Here is a 21,950-nt window from a genome sequence, read left to right on the forward strand (position 1 = left end):
AGCACCAAACGCTTCGAAGGGAGAACTCGGGACCATCGCGACCTCCAGAAAGTCAAACTCCGGTGCGCGCAGTTACCCGCCGGATATACTTTAGTATCGCACACGGAACGCGCGTAATTGCTTTACTGGAGTTCCGGCGTGTCCCATTCGTCGGCGCGGGTCAGCATGAAGCGCGTCTAGAGGTATCTGAATCCGCCGGAGCAGAAGTCGGGCGATGCTGCGGCCGCGGCGAGGATCGTGGGTCGCCAGTGGTTCACGCCTACACGCCGCGCCGCGCTTCTTGCATCGCGGTCCAAGTACTTCATCACGTCGGCCGCCCCACCATCGCCGAAGTACTCTTCAAGAGCTTCGCGGCGCTCAAGAAGGAGCTCAACCGACGCCCCCGAGTAGGCGGCGTCCAGTTCGAACAGCTCGAACTGTTGCGCAATGACGGTGAACTGCGATGCCGACATTCCTGCGGGTTGGACCACGTGAAACGACGGGGTCACCGTTGGCGCATCACTGAGTGAAGCTCGGAGGAAGGGAAGCGAGTCCGGGAGGTCATCGAGATAGGCATGAATGAAGGTCTGCTCGCCCCTCTCGTTGCGAAAGTCCCGTCGTTTCTTGTTGTTGCACACTGAGCAGGCAGGGACGAGGTTCAAGCTGAGGGCCGCAAACTCGGGGAAGTCCTCCTGCGGCAAGTAGTGATCGAGTTCACTCGAATCCCGTAGGGCGCAAAGACAGCAAAGACTGCTGCGCGCCAGGAGTTCCGCCCCTATCTCCTTGAGCGCGCCAGACCGCAGGACCCCGTAATTGGACCGAAGCACGTCCGCGACCGGCTTGTCCCCGAACGACGAATCAAGTTTCCACACCTCGCCGTCGACGTAGATGTCGTACGCCTCCATCACATCTCGTCGCGCTGCCTCGAGCATGGCCTTTCCAGCGCGATTGCGGCGTTGCGACAGAAGATCGTAGAGCTCAGGTTCGTCCGTCGAGGGCCAATCTACTGTGCGCATTCCTAGTCGGACTCTCGGCTCATTCTCAACGCGAGGGCTCGGGCCTGGCTGCTTGCCCCGTCGGCGAAGAGTCGCTCGAATTCTTCAACGTCCATGCGGGAGATCAAGTCGCGAATGACACCCCTGTGGCCCGAGATCGAGTTGTCCAGTCCGAAGGCTTCGGTCGTGAGTTCGCCCAAGCCTGCTGCGAACGTCTCGAGCTTGGGCGGCGCGGCTCGCACGATATCACCGAATCGCTCGACCACCAACACATCCTTGGCAGCCACCTCCTGAAGCACCACGGGCTGTGGGTGGCGACAACGGCGAACGAATCGAAGGCATCGAGCAAGTGATGGACGCCGCGAAGAAGCGCCGCGAGCAGTGGCGGGTGAAGATGCGTCTCGGGTTCATCGAGCAGCACGAGCGAACGCTTCCGCAAGTGCGCTGCGAGTTGGACGAGAATGTTCATCACAATTTTCTGACCCGAACTCAGGCGGGAAGGATACTCGGCAGGGATCTCCGCGGACGCCACCCACGTCGCCAAGCTAATTCCAGATCGACCAAAGGATGGATCGGACTCGATCGTCTCCATAACCTGCGTAAGCAGTGCCGAATCTCTCGCGCATGCTGTGGCGAAAGCGGTGACCAACTCATCGTCGAGCTCTCGAATCGACTTGAGACGCGTGGTTTGGGGATCCGCCTGTACCTGGCGAAGGCCGCAATAGGTGTAGCCGAAGCGAGTCGTTGACGAAGCTTCCTCTAGCTTGAGGTCATCCTCGCTCGCGTTAAGGATCGGCGGCAGTTGAAAGTGGTCGAAGGCACTGTAGGAGACGGCCACCACGGAGCTGAAGGATCGGCTGGCTCCAGATTTCGGATCTGCAGCGGCCAGTCCCACCCGGCTGACATCGCGCGCCAGCTCTGCGAGCAATCTAGTCTTGCCGACGCCGTTGTAGCCGATCAGGACCTTGCACCTCCCGGGAAGCGTACGGGTGTCGTCGAAGTGGAATTCAAGGTTGAGCCCGAGCTCGCGGCTCTGGTGGGAAAGCGTCGCAATTCCACCCGCGTTTGTCGCGGGCTCGAAGAGCGCGCTTGCCATGGCGAGCGTGTGCTCAGCCTGTCCGAACCTTGTGACTGAGGACGTCCACCCCTCCTCGTGCTCGAACTCGCGGGCGATGGTGCTGTCTACTGCAGCATCTCGCATGGCCACGAGAAAGGCATCTCTGACTTTTGTCGGAAGCTCTGCCAGCTTCTCGTAGTACTCGATGTCCTGCCCTAGCGAGCAGTAGCGCTCGTCGAGCGAGCGGAAGACAGGCTTGTCGAACTGAGTTCGACCTCCGGTCTGTCCAGCCTTCAGGATTTTCACCAATCCGACGTCGATGGTCTCTCCACGCGCAGGAGTGAACTCGGCGTGGAAGAGGGTTTTGAACCCGAAATCGTCCCACCCGTCGCGACGCAACACCACCAGGTCCTCGCTACTCTTCTTGTGCGAAGCAAACCGGTCGACGACTCGAATCTTCACTTGCTCGCTCTCCTAACGAAGGACCTCGCGGCCACCCATGATGCATAGAGTGCGGACTACACGGAGACAGCCCTGCAACTAAGCGCAGTTTGCCACGCCCAGGGATACTTACCGAAACTCTCGATTTGATTCAACGCGGCGGTGCACGCCGAACTTGATGAGGCGACGAACTGCTGGATCGTAGTGGTCGCGTCATGGGTCTCAACTTGGTGGGGATCGCCTCGTTGCGTAGAACGTGACGGCGGACGCTCCTGCGACGTTCAACGAGTCGACGCCGCTCATCATCGAAATCGTCACACGGCGATCGAGCAGCGCGTCGGTGTGAGCCGAGATGCCGAAGCCCTCGGAACCGAAAACAAGAGCGAGCCTCTCGTGGTCCTCGGCAACGAGCTCATCCAGTGTCACCGCTCCCTCTCCCCACGTCATCCCGGCGACCACGTAGCCGGCGTCCTTGAGATCCTTAATGCGTGAGGGCCATTCAGGGATGCGCGTCCATGCCATCTGGAAGACGGCGCCCATCGACACCCGGACGGAGCGGAGATAGAGCGGGTCGGCACAGTCGGGCGTGACCAGAACGGCATCCACGCCCAGCGCGGCGGCCGACCTGAACAGTGCACCGACACTCGTATGGTCGGTCACGCCGTCCAGAATCGCGACGCGAGATCGATTCTTGACCTTCGGTGTTCTTGAACACCCCACGTTCGTGTGGTCGCCGATGTTCTCCAGGATGAGGACGAGCGTCGCTCCTTCCAGCGAACCCGGTGACGGCGTCGGCGACCTCGTCGGAGATGACGTACACCGGCACGTCGAAGCCACCGCCGCGCTCGACCCGCGCACAGGGCGTCTCGCGCGATCCCCTGTCGACGCCACACCGTAGACTCGCTCGAGGAGGTCCCCGTGAGCGTGTCGAACACCGCCGAGCTGTCGGCCACCGTCGCCTACGCCGCAGAGCTGCTGCACGGCAAGCGCATCGCCCTCTTGACCGGAGCAGGCATCTCCACCGACTCGGGCATCCCCGCCTACCGCGGCGAGGGAGCCCGAACGCGTAGCGACCCGATGACGATCCAGACCTATCTCGGCGACGAAGCGGCGCGGCGACGCTACTGGGTGGGCGGGCATCTGGGCTGGCGTGCCTTCGCCAGTGCCGCCCCCAACCCCGGGCACACAGCTCTTGCTCGACTCGAAGCCGCCGGCAAAGTGTCCGGGGTCATCACCCAGAACGTCGACGGACTGCATCTGCGTGCCGGAAGCTCCCACGTGATCGAGGTGCACGGCACGATGCGCCGGGTGCTCTGCCTGCACTGCGGCCAGGTCTTCGATCGCCGCGACATCGCCGTGCAGATCGAGGAACGCAATCCCCGGATCACCGTCCCCGAGAACATCGCTCTCGCGCCCGACGGCGACGTCCTCCCCGAGAGCACGGACGGCTTCATCGTCCCGGTGTGCACGGTGTGCGACGGGATGCTGAAGCCGGATGTGGTCTTCTTCGGCGAGTACGTGCCGCAGGACCGCTTCCGCGCGGCCGAGTCGCTGCTCCGCTCCAGCTCCGCCCTGATCGTCGCCGGCTCGTCGCTCGTGGTCAACTCAGGGGTGCGCCTCGTCGAGCGCGCCCGCCGCCGCAGCATCCCCCTCATCATCGTCAACCGGGAGCCGACGCGTGCGGACACCTGGGCCGATCTCACCATCGCCGCAGGTACCAGCGACGTGCTCCCCGCACTCCAGGAGCTCCTCACGTGACCTACCTCACGCTCGTCCGCCATGGCCAGACCGACTGGAACCTCGCACGGCGCATCCAGGGATCGACCGACATCCCGCTGAACGAGACCGGTCGGGAAGACGCACGTTGGGCCGCGGAGAAGCTCGCGGGGACGACCCATCACGCCGTGTACTCGAGTCCGCTGCTTCGGGCCAGGGAGACGGCGGAGATCATCGCGGACAGGCTCGGACTGGAGCTCGCCGCCGTCGTCCCGGACATCCGTGAGCGTGAATTCGGCGACGGCGAAGGGCTGCTCGTCGAGGACTACATCCGCACCTACGGAGACTGGCACGCCGAGGTGCCGGGTGCGGAGACGCTGCACGAGGTGGGTGTGCGCGCCATCGCCGCGCTCCACGCGATCGACCGCGAAGCGCGGCGCCGTTCAGCTCCGCAGGCGGAGTCCGTTCTGGTCGTCGCGCACGGCGGCGTGATCCGCGCGGTGATCGACCACGTCTCCGGTGGCACGCTCCCCCGTGAGGGCGATGTCCTGCGCAACGGCTCCGTACACCGCTTCGTCGCGGCCCCCGGGTACCTGCGCCTGCTGGAGGAGTCACCGGTCCTCTGAGCTGATCCTCGCGCGCGCTGTCAGCGTGCGCGGTAGACGACGGAGCGCGCGTGGCGAAGCACGGGTTCGTCGATCATGCGTCCTTCGAATCGGAACACACCGCGTTCGCTCTCGGCGGCTGCGAGCACCGCACGCGCCCAGTCGATGCTCGTGTCATCGGGCCGGTAGGCGGCACGGATGAGCTCGACCTGACTCGGGTGGATGCAGGCGGTCGCGCGGAAACCGGAGGCGGCGGCATCCCGCGCCTCCCGCTGAAGGCCGTCCGAATCGTCGAGATCGATGTGCACGGCGTCGATGGCCGCCTTGCCGTGTGCGCCCGCCTCGAGGAGAACACGCGCGCGAGCGTACCGGGCGATGTCGCGATAGCCTCCGTCGGCGTTCCGTGACGAGGTCCCTCCGAGCGAGGCGACGAGGTCCTCGGCGCCCCACATCATCGCGGACACCGTCGGGTGCGCGGCGATGCGGTCCGCCGCGTGGACGCCACGGGCGGTCTCGCAGAGGGCGATCAGCGAGTAGCGCTCATCGAATGCCGCCAGGCTCTCCGCGCTCTCCGTCTTCGCGACCATCACGGTGCGGAAGTCGGTCTGCGCCAGCGCCGAGAGGTCGGCCATGAAGGCATCAGTGTCCGGGGCGTTGACCCGCACGATCACGCGGTGAGGATCGATGTCGGCGGCGATCACGTTCCGGCGCGCGGCATCCTTCGCATCCGGGAGCACGGCATCCTCGAGGTCGAGGATGACGGCATCGGCTCGCTCAGAGGCCTTCTGGAAGCGCTCAGGGCGATCGGCGGGGCAGAACAGCAAAGCGGGCCCGAGGTCGAAATTCACGCCGTGGCTCCTTCCGGAAGGCAGTGCACGAGCACAGAGCGCACGGCGGTGGCGACGACCGTCCCATCCTGGTTGCGTCCGGTGTGCGCGATCTTCACGATGCCCTGCCCCAGTCGCGATGAGGACAGCCGCTTCTCCACGATGACGCTCTCGGTATAGAGCGTGTCGCCGGCGAACAGCGGATGCGGGAATGCCACGTCACCGAAGCCGAGTTGTGCCACGAGGGTCCCCTGCGTCAACTGGGCGACCGACGAGCCCACCATCGTCGACAGGGTCCACATCGAGTTCATCAGCCGCGCGTGGAACGGATCCTGCGCATCGGCGAACGCCGCGTCGAGATGGAGCGCCTGCGTGTTCATGGTCAGTGTCGTGAAGAGAACGTTGTCGACCTCGGTCGCCGTGCGCCCCGGACGGTGCAGGTAACGGGCGTCGATCTCGAACTCCTCGTAGTACAGCCCCCGCTGGAGGATGTCGTGCGTGGTCATACCGGCCACGCTACCCGGCGAGCCCGAGACCCCGTGCGATCACGAGGAGCTGTACTTCGGTGGTGCCCTCACCGATCTCGAGGATCTTCGAGTCGCGGTAGTGACGCGCCACGGGGAACTCGTTCATGAACCCGTTCCCTCCGAAGATCTGGGTCGCATCCCTGGCATTGTCCATCGCGGCTTCGCCGCCGACGAGCTTGGCGATCGCCGCCGCTTCGGCAAAGGGTTTGCCCGCATCCCGCAGCCTGGCGGCGTGGTGCCAGGCGAGTCGGGCGGTATGCACCCGCGCACGCATCCGTGCCAGTGTGAACTGCGCGTTCTGCCGAGTACTCAGCGCGGCGCCGAAGATGGTGCGGCTCTTGGCGTACTCGACAGCGGCCTCCAGACACCCCTCGGCTGCACCGGTCGACAGCGCAGCGATCGCGATGCGCCCTTCGTCGAGGATGCTGAGGAAGCTGCGGAAGCCCGTTCCCCGCTCACCCAGCAGGTTCGATGCGGGCACCCGGACACCGTCGAAGGTCAGTGGATGCGTGTCGGACGCGTTCCAGCCCACCTTGTCGTACGGTGCCTCGACCGTGAACCCCGGCGTGCCGTTGGGGACGATGATCGTGGAGATCTCCTTGCGACCGCTCTCGTTCCCCGTGACGGCGGTGACGGTCACGAAGCGCGTGATGGGCGTGCCCGAGTTGGTGATGAACTGCTTCGAGCCGTCGATGACCCATTCGTCACCGTCGAGTCGGGCCGTGGTCCTGGTGGCACCGGCATCGCTTCCCGCTTCCGGCTCGGTGAGACCGAAACCCGCCAACGCTCGTCCTGCGAGAAGATCCGGCAGCAGCTCGCGGCGCTGCTCCTCGGTGCCGAAGCGGAAGATCGGCATCGCGCCCAGGCTGACACCTGCCTCGAGCGTGATCGCGATCGACTGATCCACGCGACCGAGTGCCTCGATCGCGATGCCGAGCGCCATGTAGTCGCCGCCCTGGCCGCCGTACTCCTCCGGGAACGGCAGTCCGAACAATCCGAGATCGCCCATCTGCGCCACGACATCCATCGACAGCGTGTGCGAGCGGTCGGCCTCGTAGGCCTGCGGCGCGACGACGGTGTCGGCGAACTCCCGCACCATGGCAGCGAGCTCGCGCTCCTCCTCGGACAGATCTTCCATGTTCAGCTCTCCTCCGTCGTCACACGGGCGACCGGTTGGTCGCGCCGTACCTGGTCGCCGACCGCGACCAGCAGATGCACCACCCCGTCGTGGGGTGCGAGCACAGAATGTTCCATCTTCATCGCCTCGATCGAGACGAGTGCATCACCGGCGGACACCGGATCCCCGTCCGCGACGTGCACCGCGACGACGCTGCCCGGCATCGGGGCGCGTCCTTCCGGTTCCGTCGCCGCAACCCCCGCGTCACGCGCGGACAGTCGTCGCAGCATCCGCTGTTTCCGGTCGAGGGGCCGGAGGCGCACGGTGCGGCCGCCCTCGGCGACCCACACGGCTCCATCGCCATCCACGGCGGCACGGATCGCTTCGCGCGACCCGGTGGGAGACGTCTCCGTGAGCGCGATCTCGTCGTCGGCGTCCGTGAGTGCGACGAACGGTGCGACTGCCACCTCTGCGGCCCCCAAGCGCCACCCCGGAAGCTCACGCCACAGGGGGCTCGTCCGCACCGGCTCGGAGTGCCCGGCTACCGCCTCCTGCGCCGCGGCGAGCTGCGCCGACGAAGGCCTCTCCGCGTCGAACGGAAGCAGGGTGTCGATGAGACCCGTGTCGAGGTCGCCGGCGAGGACACGCTCGTCCTGACAGAGGGCCCGGAGGAACGCGATGTTCGTCTCGACGCCCAGCACGACCGTGCGTGCGAGCGCCTCGTCGAGACGAGCAAGTGCAGTGGCACGGTCATCTGCGAACGCGATCACCTTCGCGATCATCGGGTCGTAGAAGCCCGTCACCGCGCTTCCTGACTCGATCGCCGCGTCGACGCGGACGCCGATGGGGGGCTCGAAGAGCAGAACAGTCCCGGTCGAGGGGAGGAATCCGCGCTCCGGCGACTCCGCGTACACGCGGGCCTCCACAGCGTGACCGCGTAGACGTGGTGCGATCGCGAGCGGAAGCCCATCCGCGGCACGGAGTTGAAGAGCGACGAGATCGAGCCCGGTGACCTCCTCGGTCACCGGGTGCTCCACCTGCAGCCGGGTGTTCATCTCGATGAAGAACACCTCATCGGGAGCATCGGCGTCGATGAGGAACTCGACGGTGCCCGCGCCGACGTACTCGACACTCTCAGCCGCGAGGACGGCCGCCGCGAGCAGCTGTTCCCGGGTATGTGCGGGGATCCCGGCGGACGGTGCCTCCTCGATGACCTTCTGGTGCCGTCGCTGCAGCGTGCATTCCCGTTCGCCGAGCGCGACGACCGTCCCGTGCGCATCTCCGAAGACCTGAACCTCGATGTGCCGAGGGCGCCTGATCAGGCGTTCGAGGATCAGAGCATCGTCCCCGAACGCCGCGGCCGCCACACGTCGTGCGGAGGCGAGCGCGCCTGGAAGCCCCTTCGCGTCGGCGACGACCTCCATACCTTTGCCGCCGCCGCCGGCGCTGGGCTTCACCAGCAGCGGGTACCCGACGCGCTCCGCCTCCTCGGCGATCTCGAGATCGGACAGGCCCTTGGCATCGAAGCCGGGGACCACGGGAACGCCGTGGCGCAGGACATGGTCACGAGCGCGCGCTTTGTCCCCCATGATCTGCAGAGCCTTCACCGAGGGGCCGATGAAGACGATGCCGCTCTCCGCGCAGGCCTCCGCGAGTCCGACGCTCTCGGAGAGGAACCCGTAGCCGGGGTGGATGGCCTGGGCGCCGGTGCTGCGGGCGGCTGCGATCACGGCATCGATGTCGAGGTACGACTCCGCCGCCGGTGCAGGACCGATCCGCACGGCAACGTCCGCCTCGCGCACGTGCGGTGCCGAGGCATCGGCGTCGCTGTACACCGCGACGCTGCGGATGCCGAGGGCGCGGAGGGTGCGGATCACGCGCCTGGCGATCTCGCCGCGGTTGGCGACGAGGACGGTGTGGAAGGAGATCTCGGGTGACGACGACATGGCACTCACATCCGGAAGACGCCGAAGCGCGGTTCGGGCAGCGGACTACGGGCGACGACATCGAGGGCGAGGCCCAGGAGGTCGCGGGTCTGAGCGGGATCGACGATGCCGTCGTCCCACAGTCGAGCAGTCGCGTAGTACGGCTCTCCCTGATGCTCATACTGTTCGCGGATCGGCGACTCGAAGGCGGCGCGCTCGGCACTGCTCCAGCTCTCGCCGCGCGCGGAGAGCTGGTCTTCCTTGACGGTCGCGAGAACCGAAGCCGCTTGCGTCCCGCCCATCACGGAGATGCGGCTGGCCGGCCAGGTCCAGAGGAAGCGGGGTGAGTAGGCCCGTCCACACATCGAGTAGTTGCCCGCCCCGAAGGATCCGCCGATGATGACCGTGAGCTTCGGCACCCTCGTGCTCGCGACAGCTGTCACCATCTTTGCGCCGTCCTTGGCGATACCACCGGCCTCGGCATCGGAACCGACCATGAATCCCGTGATGTTCTGCAGGAAGAGCAGAGGGATGCCGCGCTGGTCGCACAGCTCGATGAAGTGCGCTCCCTTGAGCGCGGACTCGCTGAACAGCACCCCGTTGTTCGCGACGACACCGACGGGATGCCCGTGGAGTCGGGCGAAGCCGGTGATCAGAGTCGTGCCGTACTCGGGCTTGAACTCGAGGAAGGTGTCGCCGTCGACCAGCCGCGCGATGACCTCGTGCACGTCGTAGGCGGCGTTGACGTCGACCGGAACCGCGTCGTAGAGACTGGATGGATCCGACGGCGGGCGGCTGGTGGAAACTTCCCACGCGGGTGCTGCGGGCGGGGGAAGCGTGGCGACGATGTCACGAAGGATCTCGAGTGCGTGCTCATCGTCTTCGGCGAGATGGTCGACCACGCCGCTGCGTCGTGCGTGCAACTCTCCGCCGCCGAGCTCCTCCGCGGTCACGACCTCGCCGATCGCGGCCTTCACGAGCGGTGGCCCGCCGAGGAAGATGGTGCCCTGCCCCTTCACGATCACCGTCTCGTCACTCATCGCGGGCACGTAGGCGCCACCCGCCGTGCAGGAGCCGAGCACGGCGGCGAGCTGCGGGATGCCTTCCGCGGACATGCGCGCCTGATTGAAGAAGATCCGGCCGAAATGCTCCCGGTCCGGGAACACCTCGTCCTGTTTCGGCAGGAATGCCCCTCCCGAGTCGACCAGGTAGAGGCACGGCAGACGGTTCTCGAGCGCGATCTCCTGCGCCCGCAGGTGCTTCTTGACCGTGAGGGGGAAGTAGGTGCCGCCCTTCACCGTCGCGTCGTTGCAGACGACCATCACGTGACGGCCGTGGACGAGACCGATGCCGGCGATCACGCCTGCTCCCGGGGCCTCTCCCCCGTACAGACCGTCGGCCGCGAGCGGGGCCACCTCCAGGAACGGGCTGCCTTCGTCGAGGACCCGTGCGACACGGTCGCGCGGGAGGAGCTTCCCCCGGGAGACATGGCGTTCTCGGGACGCCTCCGGTCCCCCGAGCGCGGCCGTCGCGAGGCGTTCTCGCAACTCCCGCGCGAGTGACTCCTGAGTTGCGGGCATCGTGATGTCCTCCTCGACCCACGTCCGCGCAGGCGACAGCCCTGGCGCGGTGCATGCACTTTCGGTTAGTGTTCACTAACCCGTTGCTTCAGGTTAGCGAGGATTAACTGAGATGACAAGCCCGGTCACCGCCCGAGACCGCGCCAAGGCCGAACGGTCCGATGCGATCCTGCACGCCGCCGCACGACTCTTCGCCGCGCGCGGGTACAGCGGCGTGAGCCTGGAAGACATCGGCGCAGCCGTCGGTGTCTCCGGTCCCGCCGTCTACCGCCACTTCGCGGGGAAGCAAGCCCTGCTGGGCGCAGTTCTCGTCAAGGTCAGCGAGGACCTCATCCGAGGGGGTCAGCGCGTCGCCGAGGAAGCTCCGACCGCCGACGAGCGGATGCGCGCGTTGATCCGATTCCACGTCGACTTCGCTCTGGGCAACGCCGAGGTCATCCAGGTGCAGGATCGTGACTTGGCTTATCTGAGCGACTCCGACCGCGCCGATGTCCGCCGATTGCAGCGCTCCTACATCGAGCTCTGGATGTCGGCACTGTCGCCGTTGCACGCGGCTGCCGAGGGCGGCGTCGACCAAGATGAACTGCGCCTTCGTGTCCAGGCGTGTTTCGGACTCATCAACTCCACCCCTCACAGCACGCGCGCCGCTGCCAGGCAGCGCTCCGCCACCGCGACCGTGCTGGTCGCGATGGCGGAGGCCGCTCTGCGCGCGACTACCTGAGGAGCATCGCTCTTCCCGGTTCCTCGAGGATGTCGGCGACGTCCTTGAGGAACCGCGCTCCTTCCGCGCCGTCCACCAAGCGGTGGTCGAACGAGAGGCTGAGCGTCATGAGGTCACGAAGCGCGATCTCGCCGCGGTGCTCCCATGGCTGTCGCCGAACAGCACCGATCGCCAGGATCCCGGACTGCCCCGGCGGGAGGATGGGCGTGCCTGCATCGACTCCGAAGACGCCGATGTTCGAGATCGAGAACGTGCCGCCCGCGAGCTCGGCGGGCGATGTCTTTCCCGCGCGCGCGACCTCGGCCAGCGACTTCACCGCATCCGCCAGGCCGAGCAGCGTGAGCTGTTCCGCGTCCCGGATCATCGGAACGATGAGGCCTCGATCCGTCGCGGCGGCGATCCCGAGGTCCACGTAGTTGTGCTGGACGATCTCGCCGGCAGCCTCATCCCACCGGGAGTTCAGACCAGGAGTGCGCCCCAGCGCGAGGCAGACCGCCTTCGCCACGACGGTCAGCGGGCCGATGCGGTGCTCGGCGAGCGAACGGTCTTCGCGGAGACGGGCGAGGAGTTCCATCGTCCCGGTCACGTCGACCGTGTGGAAGACGGTGACGTGCGGCGCAGTGAACGCGCTCTGCACCATCGCCGCAGCCGTGTGTCTGCGCACACCGCGGATCGGGATGCGCGTCTCGCGCTGTTCGTCGCCGAGAGCTGCGGCACTGGACGGCACGGTCGATCCGCTCACCGCGTCTTCCTCGCCCCCTGTCCCCACGGCGCCGACCCGCTCCGCATAGGCGTCGACGTCCGCGCGGGTGACGACGCGGTCGCCCACCTCGGCGGCGACGAGCACCAGATCGATCCCGAGACGTTTCGCATGGGCGCGCACCGGTGGTGTCGATCGCGGCCGCTCGATCGGGGCCTCGACGGCGGCGGACGAGGTGGCATCATGCGGCGCCGCCTCGAGGACCGCCGTGTCGACCGCAGTCGCGGTGACGCCGACTCGCCGGGCACGTCGCGCTGGACGTCCCGCAGACGTGGGTGCCGCTCCATAACCGACGAGGTTGGGCTGGGCCTTCTCCCCCGATGCGGCGGCCGGAGTCGGCCCGCTCTCGTCGCCGACCACGTCGAAGTCGATCAGGGGTGCTCCGACGGCGACGGTCTCGCCGGCCTCGGCGTGGAGCGTCGCCACCGTTCCGGCATAGGGAGAGGGAAGTTCCACGATCGCTTTCGCGGTCTCGACCTCGGCGAGCGTCTGGTTGAGCGTGACCGTGTCGCCGGGAGAGACCAGCCAGGACACCACTTCGGCCTCGGTGAGCCCTTCCCCGAGATCGGGAAGGCGGAACTCGGCGTTCATGCGTCTGCTCCCGTCAAGCTGTTCGGCCGATCCAGCACGCGATCGACCGCGTCGAGCAGGCGATCGAGGTCGGGCAGGTGGTACTTCTCGAGCTTCGCCGGCGGATACGGGATGTCGTGTCCGGTGACGCGCAGCGGCGCCGACTCGAGGTATTCGAAGCAGCGCTCGGTGATGCTGGCGATCACCTCGGCCGCGACGCCGGCCTCACGGGAGGCCTCGTGGGCGACGACGACTCGTCCGGTCTTCCGCACGGAGGCGGCGACCGAGTCATAGTCGACCGGCGAGAGCGAGCGCAGGTCGATGACCTCCAGGGAGACGCCCTCGTCCTGTGCAGCCTCGGCGGCCTGGAGCGCGGTGGACACCATGGCTCCATAGGTGATGAGCGTCGCGTCCGTGCCGGCGCGGACGACACGCGCCAATCCCATCGGAGGTGCGTCGGCGAGGGGTGCGTCGAGGTCGACCTCTCCCTTGTGGTGGTAGAGCCGCTTCGGCTCGAAGAAGATCACGGGATCATCCGAGGCGATCGCCTGCCGCAAGCTGCGGTACGCGTCCTCGGGATTCGAGACCGCGATCACGCGCAATCCGGCGGTGTGGACGAAGTACGCTTCCGGAGACTCGGAGTGATGCTCCGCCGCACCGATGCCTCCAGCCCACGGGATCCGGATGGTGATGGGCATCTTGACGCGCCCTTGCGTGCGGTAGTGCAGCTTCGCGACCTGCGCCACGATCTGATCGAAGGCCGGATAGACGAAGCCGTCGAACTGGATCTCGACCACCGGTCGGTAGCCGCGGAATGCGAGCCCGACCGCTGTACCGACGATGCCGGACTCCGCCAGCGGGGTGTCGATCACGCGCGCGGCGCCGAACTCGTCCAGGAGCCCATCGGTGATGCGGAACACCCCACCGAGCTTGCCGATGTCCTCGCCGAGGAGAACGACCTTGTCGTCGTCGCGCATCGCCTGGCGGAGTCCTGCGCCGAGGGCCTTTCCGAGCGTGAGTTCGGTCATGCTCAGACCTCGCCTTCGAAGGTCGCGAGGTACGCCGCGTACTCGTCGCGCTGGCGCTCGAGCCCGGTGTGCGGATCGGCGTAGACCCCATCGAACACGGCCAGCGGCGGGCGCGTCACCATGTTCAGGCACGCCGCCCGCATCTCCGACGCGATGACGTCGGCGGCCGCCTGAGTCTCGGCGAGATCCTCGTCCGTCAGGTCTCCGGTGGCGCGCAGGTGTGCCTCCAGCCGCGCGATCGGATCGCGGCGGCGCCACGACTCGAGTTCGTCCTGGTCGCGGTAACGCGTCGGATCGTCGGCCGTCGTGTGCGGACCCATGCGGTACGTGACCGCCTCGATGTAGGCCGGCCCCTTGCCGGAGCGCGCGTGATCGAGCGCCCAGCGCATGGCCGCCATGCAGGCGAGGACATCGTTTCCGTCGACGCGGACGCTGGGGATGCCGAACCCCGGCGCCCGCCCGGCGATCGGATATTGGGACTGCACCGCGACCGGCTCCGAGATGGCCCAGTGGTTGTTCTGGCAGACGAAGACGACCGGTGCCTGGTAGGACGCGGCGAAGATCATCGCCTCGTTCACATCGCCCTGGCTGGTCGCGCCGTCTCCGAAGTACGTCACCGCGACTTCGTCGGCACCGTCGTGCTGAATGCCCAGGGCGTAACCGACCGCGTGAAGCGTCTGCGCGCCGATGATGATCTGCAACGGAGCAACGCCGAGTGCAGCGGGGTCGTAGGCTGCCCCCTCTTCACCGCGCCACATGCGCACGTAGTCGCCGGGCTCTGCGCCGCGCGCGTAGATGACGCCGGTCTCCCGGTAGCTGGGGAACACGAAGTCGTCCTTCGCGATCGCCCGGGCAGTACCGATCTGCGTGGCCTCCTGGCCTTGGCAGGGAGCCCAGAGACCGAGCTGCCCCTGCCGCTGGAGCGCCACGCCTTCGGCATCGATCCGGCGGAGGATGACCATGTCGCGGAGCAGGGAGCGCAGCTGTTCGGCATCGACGTCCGAGACGAACGGGTCCAACCGAGGGTTCGAGACACGGCTTCCGTCCGGGGCCAAGATGCGCTCGGAGAGCTCCAGGTCCTGGGCGGTGTCTGCGATGGGGGTGATCTGCGGTGACATCATCGTCCTCCTCGTCCTCGGCGGCCCTCGTGAGGCTCCGCGCGGTGATGCCGGCGTCATCACCGGCATGGTCCGAGAGTACGTCTGCTGAACACCTCGCTCAAGCATTCGAACCCCGCTTGAGCATGTTGCTCAATTTGCGTCGGGGCTGTGCTGCTAAGGTTTGGCACTATGCCCGGACTGGACCGTATCGATCTCGAACTCCTCGCTGCTCTCGCCGACGACCCGAGGACGACGATCGTGGCGTTGGCGGAGAATCTGGGGCTGTCACGCAACACGATCCAGGCGCGGATGGCACGGTTGGAGCAGAGCGGGATCTTCCTCTCCTACGAGCGGTCCTTCTCCCCCGACGTCCTGGGCTTCCCGCTTCAGGCGTTCGTCAGCATCGGCGTGCGACAAACGGAACTCCCCCGCATCATCAACGAACTGGCCCGGATCCCCGAGGTCGTCCAGGCGCACGGACTGAGCGGGTCGATCGATCTGCTCGCGCGGGTCGCATGCCGCGATGCACGCCATCTCTTCGACACCGACGCCCGTATCCTGTCGATCGAGGGGGTGGAACGCACCGAGACGTCGCTCGCGATGGGCGAGGTCATCCCGTTCCGCGTCGCGGGCCTCATCGGCCTCGCACGACGGGAATCCTGAGGAAGCGACGCACCGCACCCGCCGCTTCGGCAGGCGTCTCATAGTGGATGAGATGACCGACGTGAGCGATCTCGACCAGTTCGGCATCCGGGAAGGTCTTCGCCAGCTTCCGCTCGGCCTCGATCGGGGTGATGTCGTCGCGCTCCGCAGCCACGAGCAGGGTCGGGACATCGATCTCGGGCGCGAACTCCCGGACGTCGTGCGAGACGCTCGCGACGAAGGCGTCGCGCAGCACGTCGCGGTCTGAGAAGCGCGAGAAGTAGGTGTCGTGCTGGTCGTGGATGAACCGGCGCAGCGCGGGATCCTTCGTCTTCGCCATCGTGATGCTCATCACCCGGACGATGACGCGGTTGCGCAGCAGCGCGGTTCCGAGCCGCTCCGGAAGACGGGCACCGAGCGCGTAATAGAGCACGGCAAGGCGCGTCATCAGACCTTTGGGGCCCTCCAGCGCCGGAGCACCGATCGGGTTCAGCAGGATCAGCCGGGGAGTGCGCAGACCTCGCGCGACGGCCGCTGCCGTCACGATAGAACCGAACGAGTGCCCGAGGATCACGGCACCCGGCGCCACCGTGGCCGCGAAGTCCATGAGCCAACCGGCGTACTCGTCCAGGTCGTGCCGCCGCCCGGGCAACGGTGCCGACTCGCCGAAACCGGGGAGGTCAGGGGCGATCACACGCACTTCGGGAAGGTAGGCCAACACCGGTTCGAGGCCGTGGTGCTCGCCGCGGAAGCCGTGCACGGCGATGACGGTGGTCTCGGCATCCTCGGGCCCGTACACCCAGTACGCGGTCATCGCACCCCGCACCTCGACCTCGTGTCGCTGCACGGGGAGGCGACGCAGGCGGTCTGCATACGGGGAAGGCACGGTCATGATCCGAGTCTACGAGCCGACATGCGTCTGCCCGACCCGGAAACGATCAGACACGGTGCTATACGCTCCTGGTGATGTGCTGCCGAGTGGGATCGCAGCGCGAGGAACAAGGAGCACGGCCATGCAGTTCACATCCACCGACATCGCACAGGTGGAGTCCACGTGGCACCAGTTCGTCCCCTCGTCGTCGCTGCAGAACGCCGACCCTCGCCACTTCCGCTTCGACTGGCATTCCGAAACCCTCGACAGCGTCGCCGTCGTGAACTACCGACTCGCCGCACAGATCCACTCCCTCGCCGAACCGCAGGACCAGTTGCTGGTGTGCCGTGTCGACGCACCCGACGCCAGAGTCTGGTCCGCTCGCCACTCGCTCGACCCGGGGCGACCGTGGATCTCGGACGGCACCCGCGTCGAGGCGAGATGGGATCGCGCTGCACGAGTCCGCGCGTTCGTCGTCGATCGCGCCGCCGCGGAGACCCGCGCTGCACAGATCACGGGGGCCGACGGACGAAAGCTGCGCACCACGGGATTCGCTCCGCCCTCCGCCGTCGCCGCGCAGCGCTGGGAGAGGGCTTTCTCCTATGTCGAGGGAGTCCTCGACGACGACGCCGCAGAGCCGCTCCTGATCGCCGAGCTCGAACGACACGTCCTGATGATGACCCTCGCCACCTTCCCGACGACGTTCTCCGAGTATCTCGATCGCCCGGCCCAGCGCGCCGCGGCACCGGCAGCCGTCCGGAGGGCGCTCGCGTACATCGACGAGAACGCGCATCGTGCGATCACCATCGACGATGTCGCCGCGGCGTCGTTCATCTCGACGAGGGGCCTGCAGTACGCATTCCGTCGGGCTCTCGACATCACTCCTGCGGAAGCGCTGCGTCGCGCACGCCTCGACGGCGCCCGGCGTGATCTCCACGCGGGCAACGGTCGCTCCGTCACGGAGATCTCCCGTCGCTGGGGCTTCAGCAACTCCTCGCGGTTCAGTGCCGCCTACCGAGAGGTGTACGGCAACACACCGTCGCTCACGGGACCGTGACACGGGGCGAACAATCTTTTCGTATCCGACGGCGAGTCGATCTCCCGCCCCCGTCGCTTCGCCGCCGTGTGGTTAGAGTTCAAGTACCCGGAGCACCCTCCCGGTCTGTCGCGCACACCGTCGAGGAGTCCCCATGATCCAGATCCGCTCTGACGTCGAAGCCTCCGCCCGCTGATGGGCAGTCTCTACTACGGCGACGCCCAGACTCCGATCCAGATCGACGACCGCGCGCTCGCGCACCTGAAGGTCGTCATCGCGACCAAACTCCGCCGCAACGAGAGCTTCACCCTCTCGTGGCGACACCCGGAAGGGGATGCACCCGGACGCTCGACCCTGTGGCTGCACCCCTCGATCCCGCTCCGGTTCGTGTTCCAGGAACCCGAGTCTCCGGAGCTGAGCCGGAAGTGGATCGAAGACCTCGCTCACTCCGCCAGCTCCAGTGGAGGGATCCTCCTCGTGGAGGAGCACCTCGAGAGCGGCGCTGCAGACTGACGGTCCCGGATGGCTCGACCACCCGGAACCGTCAGTCCACCCTCAGACCGCCTCGTCGCCGCTCGAACTGACGGAGCGGCGAGTGGTCGGTTCCCCGGTCGCGGGGTCGACGAAGGTGCGTGAGACGGTCTCGGTCCGACGACGACGGGCGAGGAGGATGATTCCGATCAGGAATATGACGACTCCGGCGCCCATGAGGATGTATCCGACCATGTCGAGGTCGACCCATTCGATGTCGACGTTCACCGCGAAGACGAGGATTGCTCCGATCACGAAGAGCGCGATTCCGCTGCCGATGCTCATGGTTTCTCCCGTTCTGCGACGCGATGCCGCTCCGTCGAAGAATGGCGTGGCAGAGTCACGCGCGGGAGGGGCTTGACAGCGGCGGATCGGCCCGGGCGCGCCCGTGTTCGTCTCACGAACGCAGGTAGCTCGCCTCGGGAGCGAAGAGTAGGGCGGGCGGGACTTGAACCCGCGATCGTTGGGTTATGAGCCCACTGCCTTAACCAGCTTGGCCACCGCCCCTTACGCACCTCAGCCTATCGTTCGGCGAGGTCACGCAGCGGTCACACAGAGGTCGCTGCGGAGTGCGTCTGCGAGTGCCCCAGATAGACGTCGGCATTGCTGATCAGGCCTGCACGCTCCTCCTCGCTGAGCGCACGGCGGACCTTCGCAGGCACACCGGCCACCAGTGAGCCCCCGGGGACTTCCGTCCCACCAAGGACGACCGCGCCGCCGGCGATCAAGCACCCCTCGCCGATCACCGCACCACTGAGGATCACCGCCCCCATGCCGACGAGCGATCCATCGCCGATCGTGCAGCCGTGCACCACGGCATTGTGTCCGATCGACACCTTCGTACCGACGATGACCGGGTGTCCTCCGTCCACATGGACGGAGACGTTGTCCTGCACGTTCGACCCCGGGCCGATGACGATCTCCGCCGAATCGCCACGGAGCACGGCGTTGTACCAGACGCTGGATCCTGCAGCGAGCGAGACGTCTCCGATGATGCGCGCCCCCGCGGCGACGAATGCCGTGGAATCGACCGACGGCGCGCTGTTCGGCAGGGCGAGGAGGGAGGCTTCCACGGCGATGGTCATGAGGCGAGACTACCCTCAGATCCGCGGAATGACAGGGAAGTGAGCCGAGCCTCAGCTTGCTTGCGGAATGTCTGAGCCTGAGTAGCGTTGTCTTCATCAGGTAAGAGAACCGTTCCAGGAGGAGCACAGGATGAGCAAGGCACAGACCGTTTCCACCACCGCCATCGACCCGACCGTGGCTGCGGGGGCGGCCCAGTTCCTCTCCCCCGTCGTCCTCGGCCTCCAGGCCCTGACCGTCAACGGCAAGCAGGCCCACTGGCACGTCCGCGGCGCGAACTTCGTCGGCGTCCACGAGCTGCTGGACACCATCGTCGCCCACGCCGGTGACTTCGCCGACACCGCCGCCGAGCGGATCGTGGCCCTGGGTCTTCCGATCGACGCCCGTGTGAGCGCCGTCGCCGACAAGGCGGGAGCCACCTCGGTTCCGGCGGGCTTCACGCAGTCCGACGAGCTGATCCGTGCGGTCATCTCCGACATCGATGCGATCCTCGTCGATGTCAAGGCCGCCGTCGAAGGCCTCGACGAGGTCGACCTCACGAGCCAGGACGTCGCGATCGAGATCCAGCGCGGCCTCGAGAAGGACCGCTGGTTCCTTCTCTCGCACATCGCCGCCTGACCCGTCATCCCGAAGGGCCGGTCCTCCGTCATCGGAGGGCCGGCCCTTTCGGCGTTCGACTTCGGACTATCCGAAATGGGTGACGTTTCCCGCCAGCAGGGTCGCGCTGATCGGCATCCGCCGCAGCGTGTCGCCGCTCGCCGTGAGCGGATCCGCACCGCACACGACGATGTCCGCCGGCTCGCCGGGGCGCAGCGCGGTCCGAACACTCGCATCGATGGCCTGCTCGACACCGAGCCGCTCCTCGGGGTGCCAGGGCGCGCGGTCATCGTCCGTGCGGGAGACGGCCGCGGAGATCGCATGCCAGGGATCGAGAGCCGCTACCGGCGCGTCCGAGCCGAACCGCAGCTCCGCCCCGGCCGCGTGCAGCGAGGCGAGCGGATATCCGATCGCCGTCTGCTCAGCCCAATGCCGCTCCACCAGATCCCGGTCATCGACCGCATGCTGCGGCTGGAGGCTGGCGACCACTCCGAGGCGCGCGAACCGCGCCAGGTCCGCGTGACGGACCAACTGCACGTGTTCGATGGAACCGACAGCCCCGGTCGTGGTGAAGGCATCCAGGGCGTTGGTGATGGCACGATCGCCGATGGCGTGCACGGCGACAGCCAACCCCGCCCCCGTCGCACGTGTCAGTAGGGAGACCAGCTGCTCGGCCGGCACGGTCAGCATCCCGAAGTTGTCGGGATCACCGGGATAGGGGTGCGAGCACGCAGCTGTGCGCGTACCCAGCGAGCCGTCGGTGATCATCTTCAAAGATCCGACATGCACGAGCCCACGCCCGCGTTCGGGGACGTTGACATCCTCACGGACGTCACCGGTACGGAGGCCGGCCTCGATGGCCCGATCGAGGTCGAAGGGATAGACGGCGAACTCGACGCGATGGGAGGCGAATCCGTTCCGAACTCGGCGAGGCCACGCCTCCGCGCCCCACGCCATGTCGAAGTCGACGAGTCCGGTGACGCCCCGAGAGGCCGCCTGCCGTCCCGCACGCTCCATCGCCTGATCGCCGTGCTCGGCCTCAACGGCGTTGAGGCGTCGGGAGATCTCGAACGCCTCCGTCTCCCGGAGCATCCCATCGGCACTCCGGAAGCCCTCCCGGGCCAAGGCCGCGCTGTTCAGCCACACGCTGTGGACGTCGGCATTGATGAGATATGTCGGCACCGCGCCGGTCTCGGCATCGAGGACTTCCTGCGTCGGCCGATCGGGCCACAGGGCATCACGGAAGCCGGTCCCCACACGGCGGCCGTCCGCCAGCGGTACGACATCGCGCATCGCCCGCGCCGCCTCGACAGCCGACCGGGCGTGTCCGAGCGGTTCCCGCTCCGACGTCAACGCCCATTGAACGGTGTGGACGTGGTTGTCCCACAGACCCGGCAACGTCCATGCGCCTTCGACATCGATGACCGTTCCCCCCGCACGCAAGGCTCCGGTCGGCGCGATGTCGACGATGCGCCCGTCGGCGATGTGGATGTCGACCGGTTCATCGTCGATCAGGAACTCGCGCCCCGGACCCGCGATCCGCGCGGCTCGGACGGTGCTGATCGCGGTTCCACGTTCGGTCACTGCGCTCCTCCGCGGCGTGCGTCCTGCGCGCGCCGCATCTCCGCGGCCAGAGCCGGGTTCGAGTAGGGCCCCTCCGCGTCGAGCGCGGCGATCACCGTCTCGATGGTCTCCGGAGGCTTGTTCTGGCTGAGCTTCCGCTTCGCGACGACGCGTGTCGGCACGAGCCGGAAGCCCACCGTCCCCGCGGCGAGACGTTCCACGAAAGCAGCGTCGTTCGGCCGCTCCCACATCAGCCTCGGGTCCGGCATGCGTGACTCGAATCGAGCGACCAGGCGATCGAGCACCCTGAGGTTCTCCTCGGCATCGAGGATCTCGGGAACGCCTGCGAGGTGGACGGCCGTGTAGTTCCACGTGGGAACCGCCGGCACATCGCCGTACCACCCCGGGGACACGTATCCGTGCGGCCCTTGGAAGACGACGAGCAGCTCACGCTCCCCCATGCCGTGGAGGAGATCGTCCGGCCGTCCGACATGCCCGACGATCGTCAAGTCATCGCGCCCCTCGTCGAGGAGCACCGCATAGTGGGAAGCGACGAGTCCGCCCTCACCCGCGCTCATGATCGTGGCCCACGGATGGGCGTCGATCACACGGCGGATCTCGTCGACATCCGCCAGGGTGAAGCTGGGGTTCTGTCGCATGCCAATAGCCTAGAGCCGCG

At 67.0% G+C, this 21,950-nt stretch carries 23 protein-coding genes and 1 tRNA gene; 7 read left to right on the plus strand and 17 right to left on the minus strand.

From position 1 onward, the window contains the following. Window positions 1–176 precede the first annotated feature (176 nt). The 3 genes from KV397_RS08355 to KV397_RS08365 form a co-directional block, all read right to left on the minus strand. The gene (locus tag KV397_RS08355) at window positions 177–884 is read right to left on the minus strand and encodes an HNH endonuclease (protein ID WP_261812607.1); all 708 of its coding nucleotides are present in this window, start codon (window positions 882–884) and stop codon (window positions 177–179) included. A gap of 214 nt (window positions 885–1,098) precedes the next feature. Beyond that, window positions 1,099–2,493: an ATP-binding protein gene (locus KV397_RS08360; protein ID WP_261812608.1), complete on the minus strand. Its 1,395-nt coding sequence runs from the start codon at window positions 2,491–2,493 to the stop codon at window positions 1,099–1,101. A 201-nt stretch (window positions 2,494–2,694) separates the two neighbouring features. After that, window positions 2,695–3,132 carry a TrmH family RNA methyltransferase gene (locus KV397_RS08365; protein ID WP_315972137.1) on the minus strand — a complete coding sequence of 146 codons (438 nt, stop codon included), beginning with the start codon at window positions 3,130–3,132 and terminating at the stop codon, window positions 2,695–2,697. A gap of 258 nt (window positions 3,133–3,390) precedes the next feature. On the opposite strand from KV397_RS08365, the gene KV397_RS08370 reads away from it, so the two are divergent. Together KV397_RS08370 and KV397_RS08375 are read left to right on the plus strand one after the other, a co-directional pair. Beyond that, complete coding sequence (locus KV397_RS08370; protein ID WP_261812609.1) at window positions 3,391–4,230, plus strand: Sir2 family NAD-dependent protein deacetylase; 840 nt, start codon at window positions 3,391–3,393, stop codon at window positions 4,228–4,230. Continuing rightward, window positions 4,227–4,814: a histidine phosphatase family protein gene (locus tag KV397_RS08375; RefSeq protein WP_047519628.1), complete on the plus strand. Its 588-nt coding sequence runs from the start codon at window positions 4,227–4,229 to the stop codon at window positions 4,812–4,814. The genes KV397_RS08370 and KV397_RS08375 overlap by 4 nt, the downstream gene beginning before the upstream one ends. A 20-nt stretch (window positions 4,815–4,834) precedes the next feature. On the opposite strand, the gene KV397_RS08380 is transcribed toward KV397_RS08375, so the two are convergent. The 5 genes from KV397_RS08380 to KV397_RS08400 are packed head-to-tail and all read right to left on the minus strand — an operon-like array spanning window position 4,835 to window position 10,769. Then, complete coding sequence (locus KV397_RS08380) at window positions 4,835–5,641, minus strand: HpcH/HpaI aldolase/citrate lyase family protein (RefSeq protein ID WP_248569495.1); 807 nt, start codon at window positions 5,639–5,641, stop codon at window positions 4,835–4,837. Continuing rightward, complete coding sequence (locus tag KV397_RS08385; RefSeq protein WP_261812610.1) at window positions 5,638–6,126, minus strand: MaoC family dehydratase; 489 nt, start codon at window positions 6,124–6,126, stop codon at window positions 5,638–5,640. The genes KV397_RS08380 and KV397_RS08385 overlap by 4 nt, the downstream gene beginning before the upstream one ends. Window positions 6,127–6,136: 10 nt before the next feature. After that, window positions 6,137–7,285, minus strand: coding sequence for an acyl-CoA dehydrogenase family protein (locus KV397_RS08390; protein WP_248569496.1), 1,149 nt, complete (start codon window positions 7,283–7,285; stop codon window positions 6,137–6,139). 2 nt (window positions 7,286–7,287) lie between these two features. Then, a complete protein-coding gene (locus tag KV397_RS08395; protein ID WP_261812611.1) occupies window positions 7,288–9,210 on the minus strand; it encodes an ATP-binding protein in 1,923 nt (640 codons plus the stop codon). A gap of 5 nt (window positions 9,211–9,215) precedes the next feature. Further along, window positions 9,216–10,769: a carboxyl transferase domain-containing protein gene (locus tag KV397_RS08400; RefSeq protein ID WP_261812612.1), complete on the minus strand. Its 1,554-nt coding sequence runs from the start codon at window positions 10,767–10,769 to the stop codon at window positions 9,216–9,218. A gap of 112 nt (window positions 10,770–10,881) precedes the next feature. On the opposite strand from KV397_RS08400, the gene KV397_RS08405 reads away from it, so the two are divergent. Next, the gene (locus KV397_RS08405) at window positions 10,882–11,490 is read left to right on the plus strand and encodes a TetR/AcrR family transcriptional regulator (protein ID WP_131490998.1); all 609 of its coding nucleotides are present in this window, start codon (window positions 10,882–10,884) and stop codon (window positions 11,488–11,490) included. Here the strand turns inward: KV397_RS08405 and KV397_RS08410 are convergent. From KV397_RS08410 to pdhA, 3 genes are read right to left on the minus strand one after another with little or no spacing between them, the layout of a single operon-like run. After that, window positions 11,483–12,841: a dihydrolipoamide acetyltransferase family protein gene (locus KV397_RS08410; RefSeq protein WP_153244108.1), complete on the minus strand. Its 1,359-nt coding sequence runs from the start codon at window positions 12,839–12,841 to the stop codon at window positions 11,483–11,485. The two genes, KV397_RS08405 and KV397_RS08410, sit on opposite strands and share 8 nt — an antisense overlap. Next, complete coding sequence (locus tag KV397_RS08415) at window positions 12,838–13,848, minus strand: alpha-ketoacid dehydrogenase subunit beta (RefSeq protein ID WP_261812613.1); 1,011 nt, start codon at window positions 13,846–13,848, stop codon at window positions 12,838–12,840. The genes KV397_RS08410 and KV397_RS08415 overlap by 4 nt, the downstream gene beginning before the upstream one ends. 2 nt (window positions 13,849–13,850) lie before the next feature. Continuing rightward, a complete protein-coding gene (pdhA, locus tag KV397_RS08420) occupies window positions 13,851–14,966 on the minus strand; it encodes a pyruvate dehydrogenase (acetyl-transferring) E1 component subunit alpha (protein ID WP_153244746.1) in 1,116 nt (371 codons plus the stop codon). A 171-nt stretch (window positions 14,967–15,137) separates the two neighbouring features. Here pdhA and KV397_RS08425 point away from each other — a divergent pair, with 171 nt between their 5' ends. After that, window positions 15,138–15,611 carry an Lrp/AsnC family transcriptional regulator gene (locus KV397_RS08425; protein ID WP_028501915.1) on the plus strand — a complete coding sequence of 158 codons (474 nt, stop codon included), beginning with the start codon at window positions 15,138–15,140 and terminating at the stop codon, window positions 15,609–15,611. Here KV397_RS08425 and KV397_RS08430 read toward each other — a convergent pair. Further along, entirely contained in the window at window positions 15,583–16,482 is a 900-nt protein-coding gene (locus KV397_RS08430; RefSeq protein WP_261812614.1) for an alpha/beta fold hydrolase, read from the minus strand. The genes KV397_RS08425 and KV397_RS08430 overlap by 29 nt on opposite strands. Window positions 16,483–16,603: 121 nt before the next feature. Here KV397_RS08430 and KV397_RS08435 point away from each other — a divergent pair, with 121 nt between their 5' ends. After that, window positions 16,604–17,518 (plus strand): helix-turn-helix transcriptional regulator, encoded by a 915-nt coding sequence (locus KV397_RS08435; protein WP_261812615.1) that lies wholly within the window; start codon window positions 16,604–16,606, stop codon window positions 17,516–17,518. A gap of 174 nt (window positions 17,519–17,692) precedes the next feature. Next, on the plus strand, window positions 17,693–18,010 hold the full coding sequence (locus tag KV397_RS08440; RefSeq protein ID WP_131490993.1) for a DUF7882 family protein: 318 nt from the start codon (window positions 17,693–17,695) through the stop codon (window positions 18,008–18,010). Between the two features lie 42 nt (window positions 18,011–18,052). On the opposite strand, the gene KV397_RS08445 is transcribed toward KV397_RS08440, so the two are convergent. The 3 genes from KV397_RS08445 to KV397_RS08455 form a co-directional block, all read right to left on the minus strand. Beyond that, window positions 18,053–18,313, minus strand: coding sequence for a DUF6458 family protein (locus KV397_RS08445; protein WP_261812616.1), 261 nt, complete (start codon window positions 18,311–18,313; stop codon window positions 18,053–18,055). 148 nt (window positions 18,314–18,461) lie between these two features. Then, window positions 18,462–18,535, minus strand: a tRNA-Ile gene (locus tag KV397_RS08450). A 41-nt stretch (window positions 18,536–18,576) separates the two neighbouring features. After that, complete coding sequence (locus KV397_RS08455; protein ID WP_261812617.1) at window positions 18,577–19,113, minus strand: gamma carbonic anhydrase family protein; 537 nt, start codon at window positions 19,111–19,113, stop codon at window positions 18,577–18,579. Between the two features lie 130 nt (window positions 19,114–19,243). On the opposite strand from KV397_RS08455, the gene KV397_RS08460 reads away from it, so the two are divergent. After that, window positions 19,244–19,729, plus strand: a complete 486-nt coding sequence (locus tag KV397_RS08460) for a Dps family protein (RefSeq protein WP_047519653.1) — start codon at window positions 19,244–19,246, stop codon at window positions 19,727–19,729. A gap of 66 nt (window positions 19,730–19,795) precedes the next feature. Here the strand turns inward: KV397_RS08460 and KV397_RS08465 are convergent, their stop codons facing one another. Both KV397_RS08465 and KV397_RS08470 read right to left on the minus strand, forming a co-directional pair. After that, a complete protein-coding gene (locus KV397_RS08465; protein ID WP_261812618.1) occupies window positions 19,796–21,292 on the minus strand; it encodes an amidohydrolase in 1,497 nt (498 codons plus the stop codon). Next, window positions 21,289–21,930 carry an FMN-binding negative transcriptional regulator gene (locus KV397_RS08470; RefSeq protein WP_261812619.1) on the minus strand — a complete coding sequence of 214 codons (642 nt, stop codon included), beginning with the start codon at window positions 21,928–21,930 and terminating at the stop codon, window positions 21,289–21,291. Before KV397_RS08470 ends, KV397_RS08465 begins: the two co-directional genes overlap by 4 nt. Window positions 21,931–21,950: the final 20 nt, after the last annotated feature.

This window comes from Microbacterium aurugineum, assembly GCF_023101205.1.
Lineage (GTDB): Bacteria > Actinomycetota > Actinomycetes > Actinomycetales > Microbacteriaceae > Microbacterium > Microbacterium aurugineum.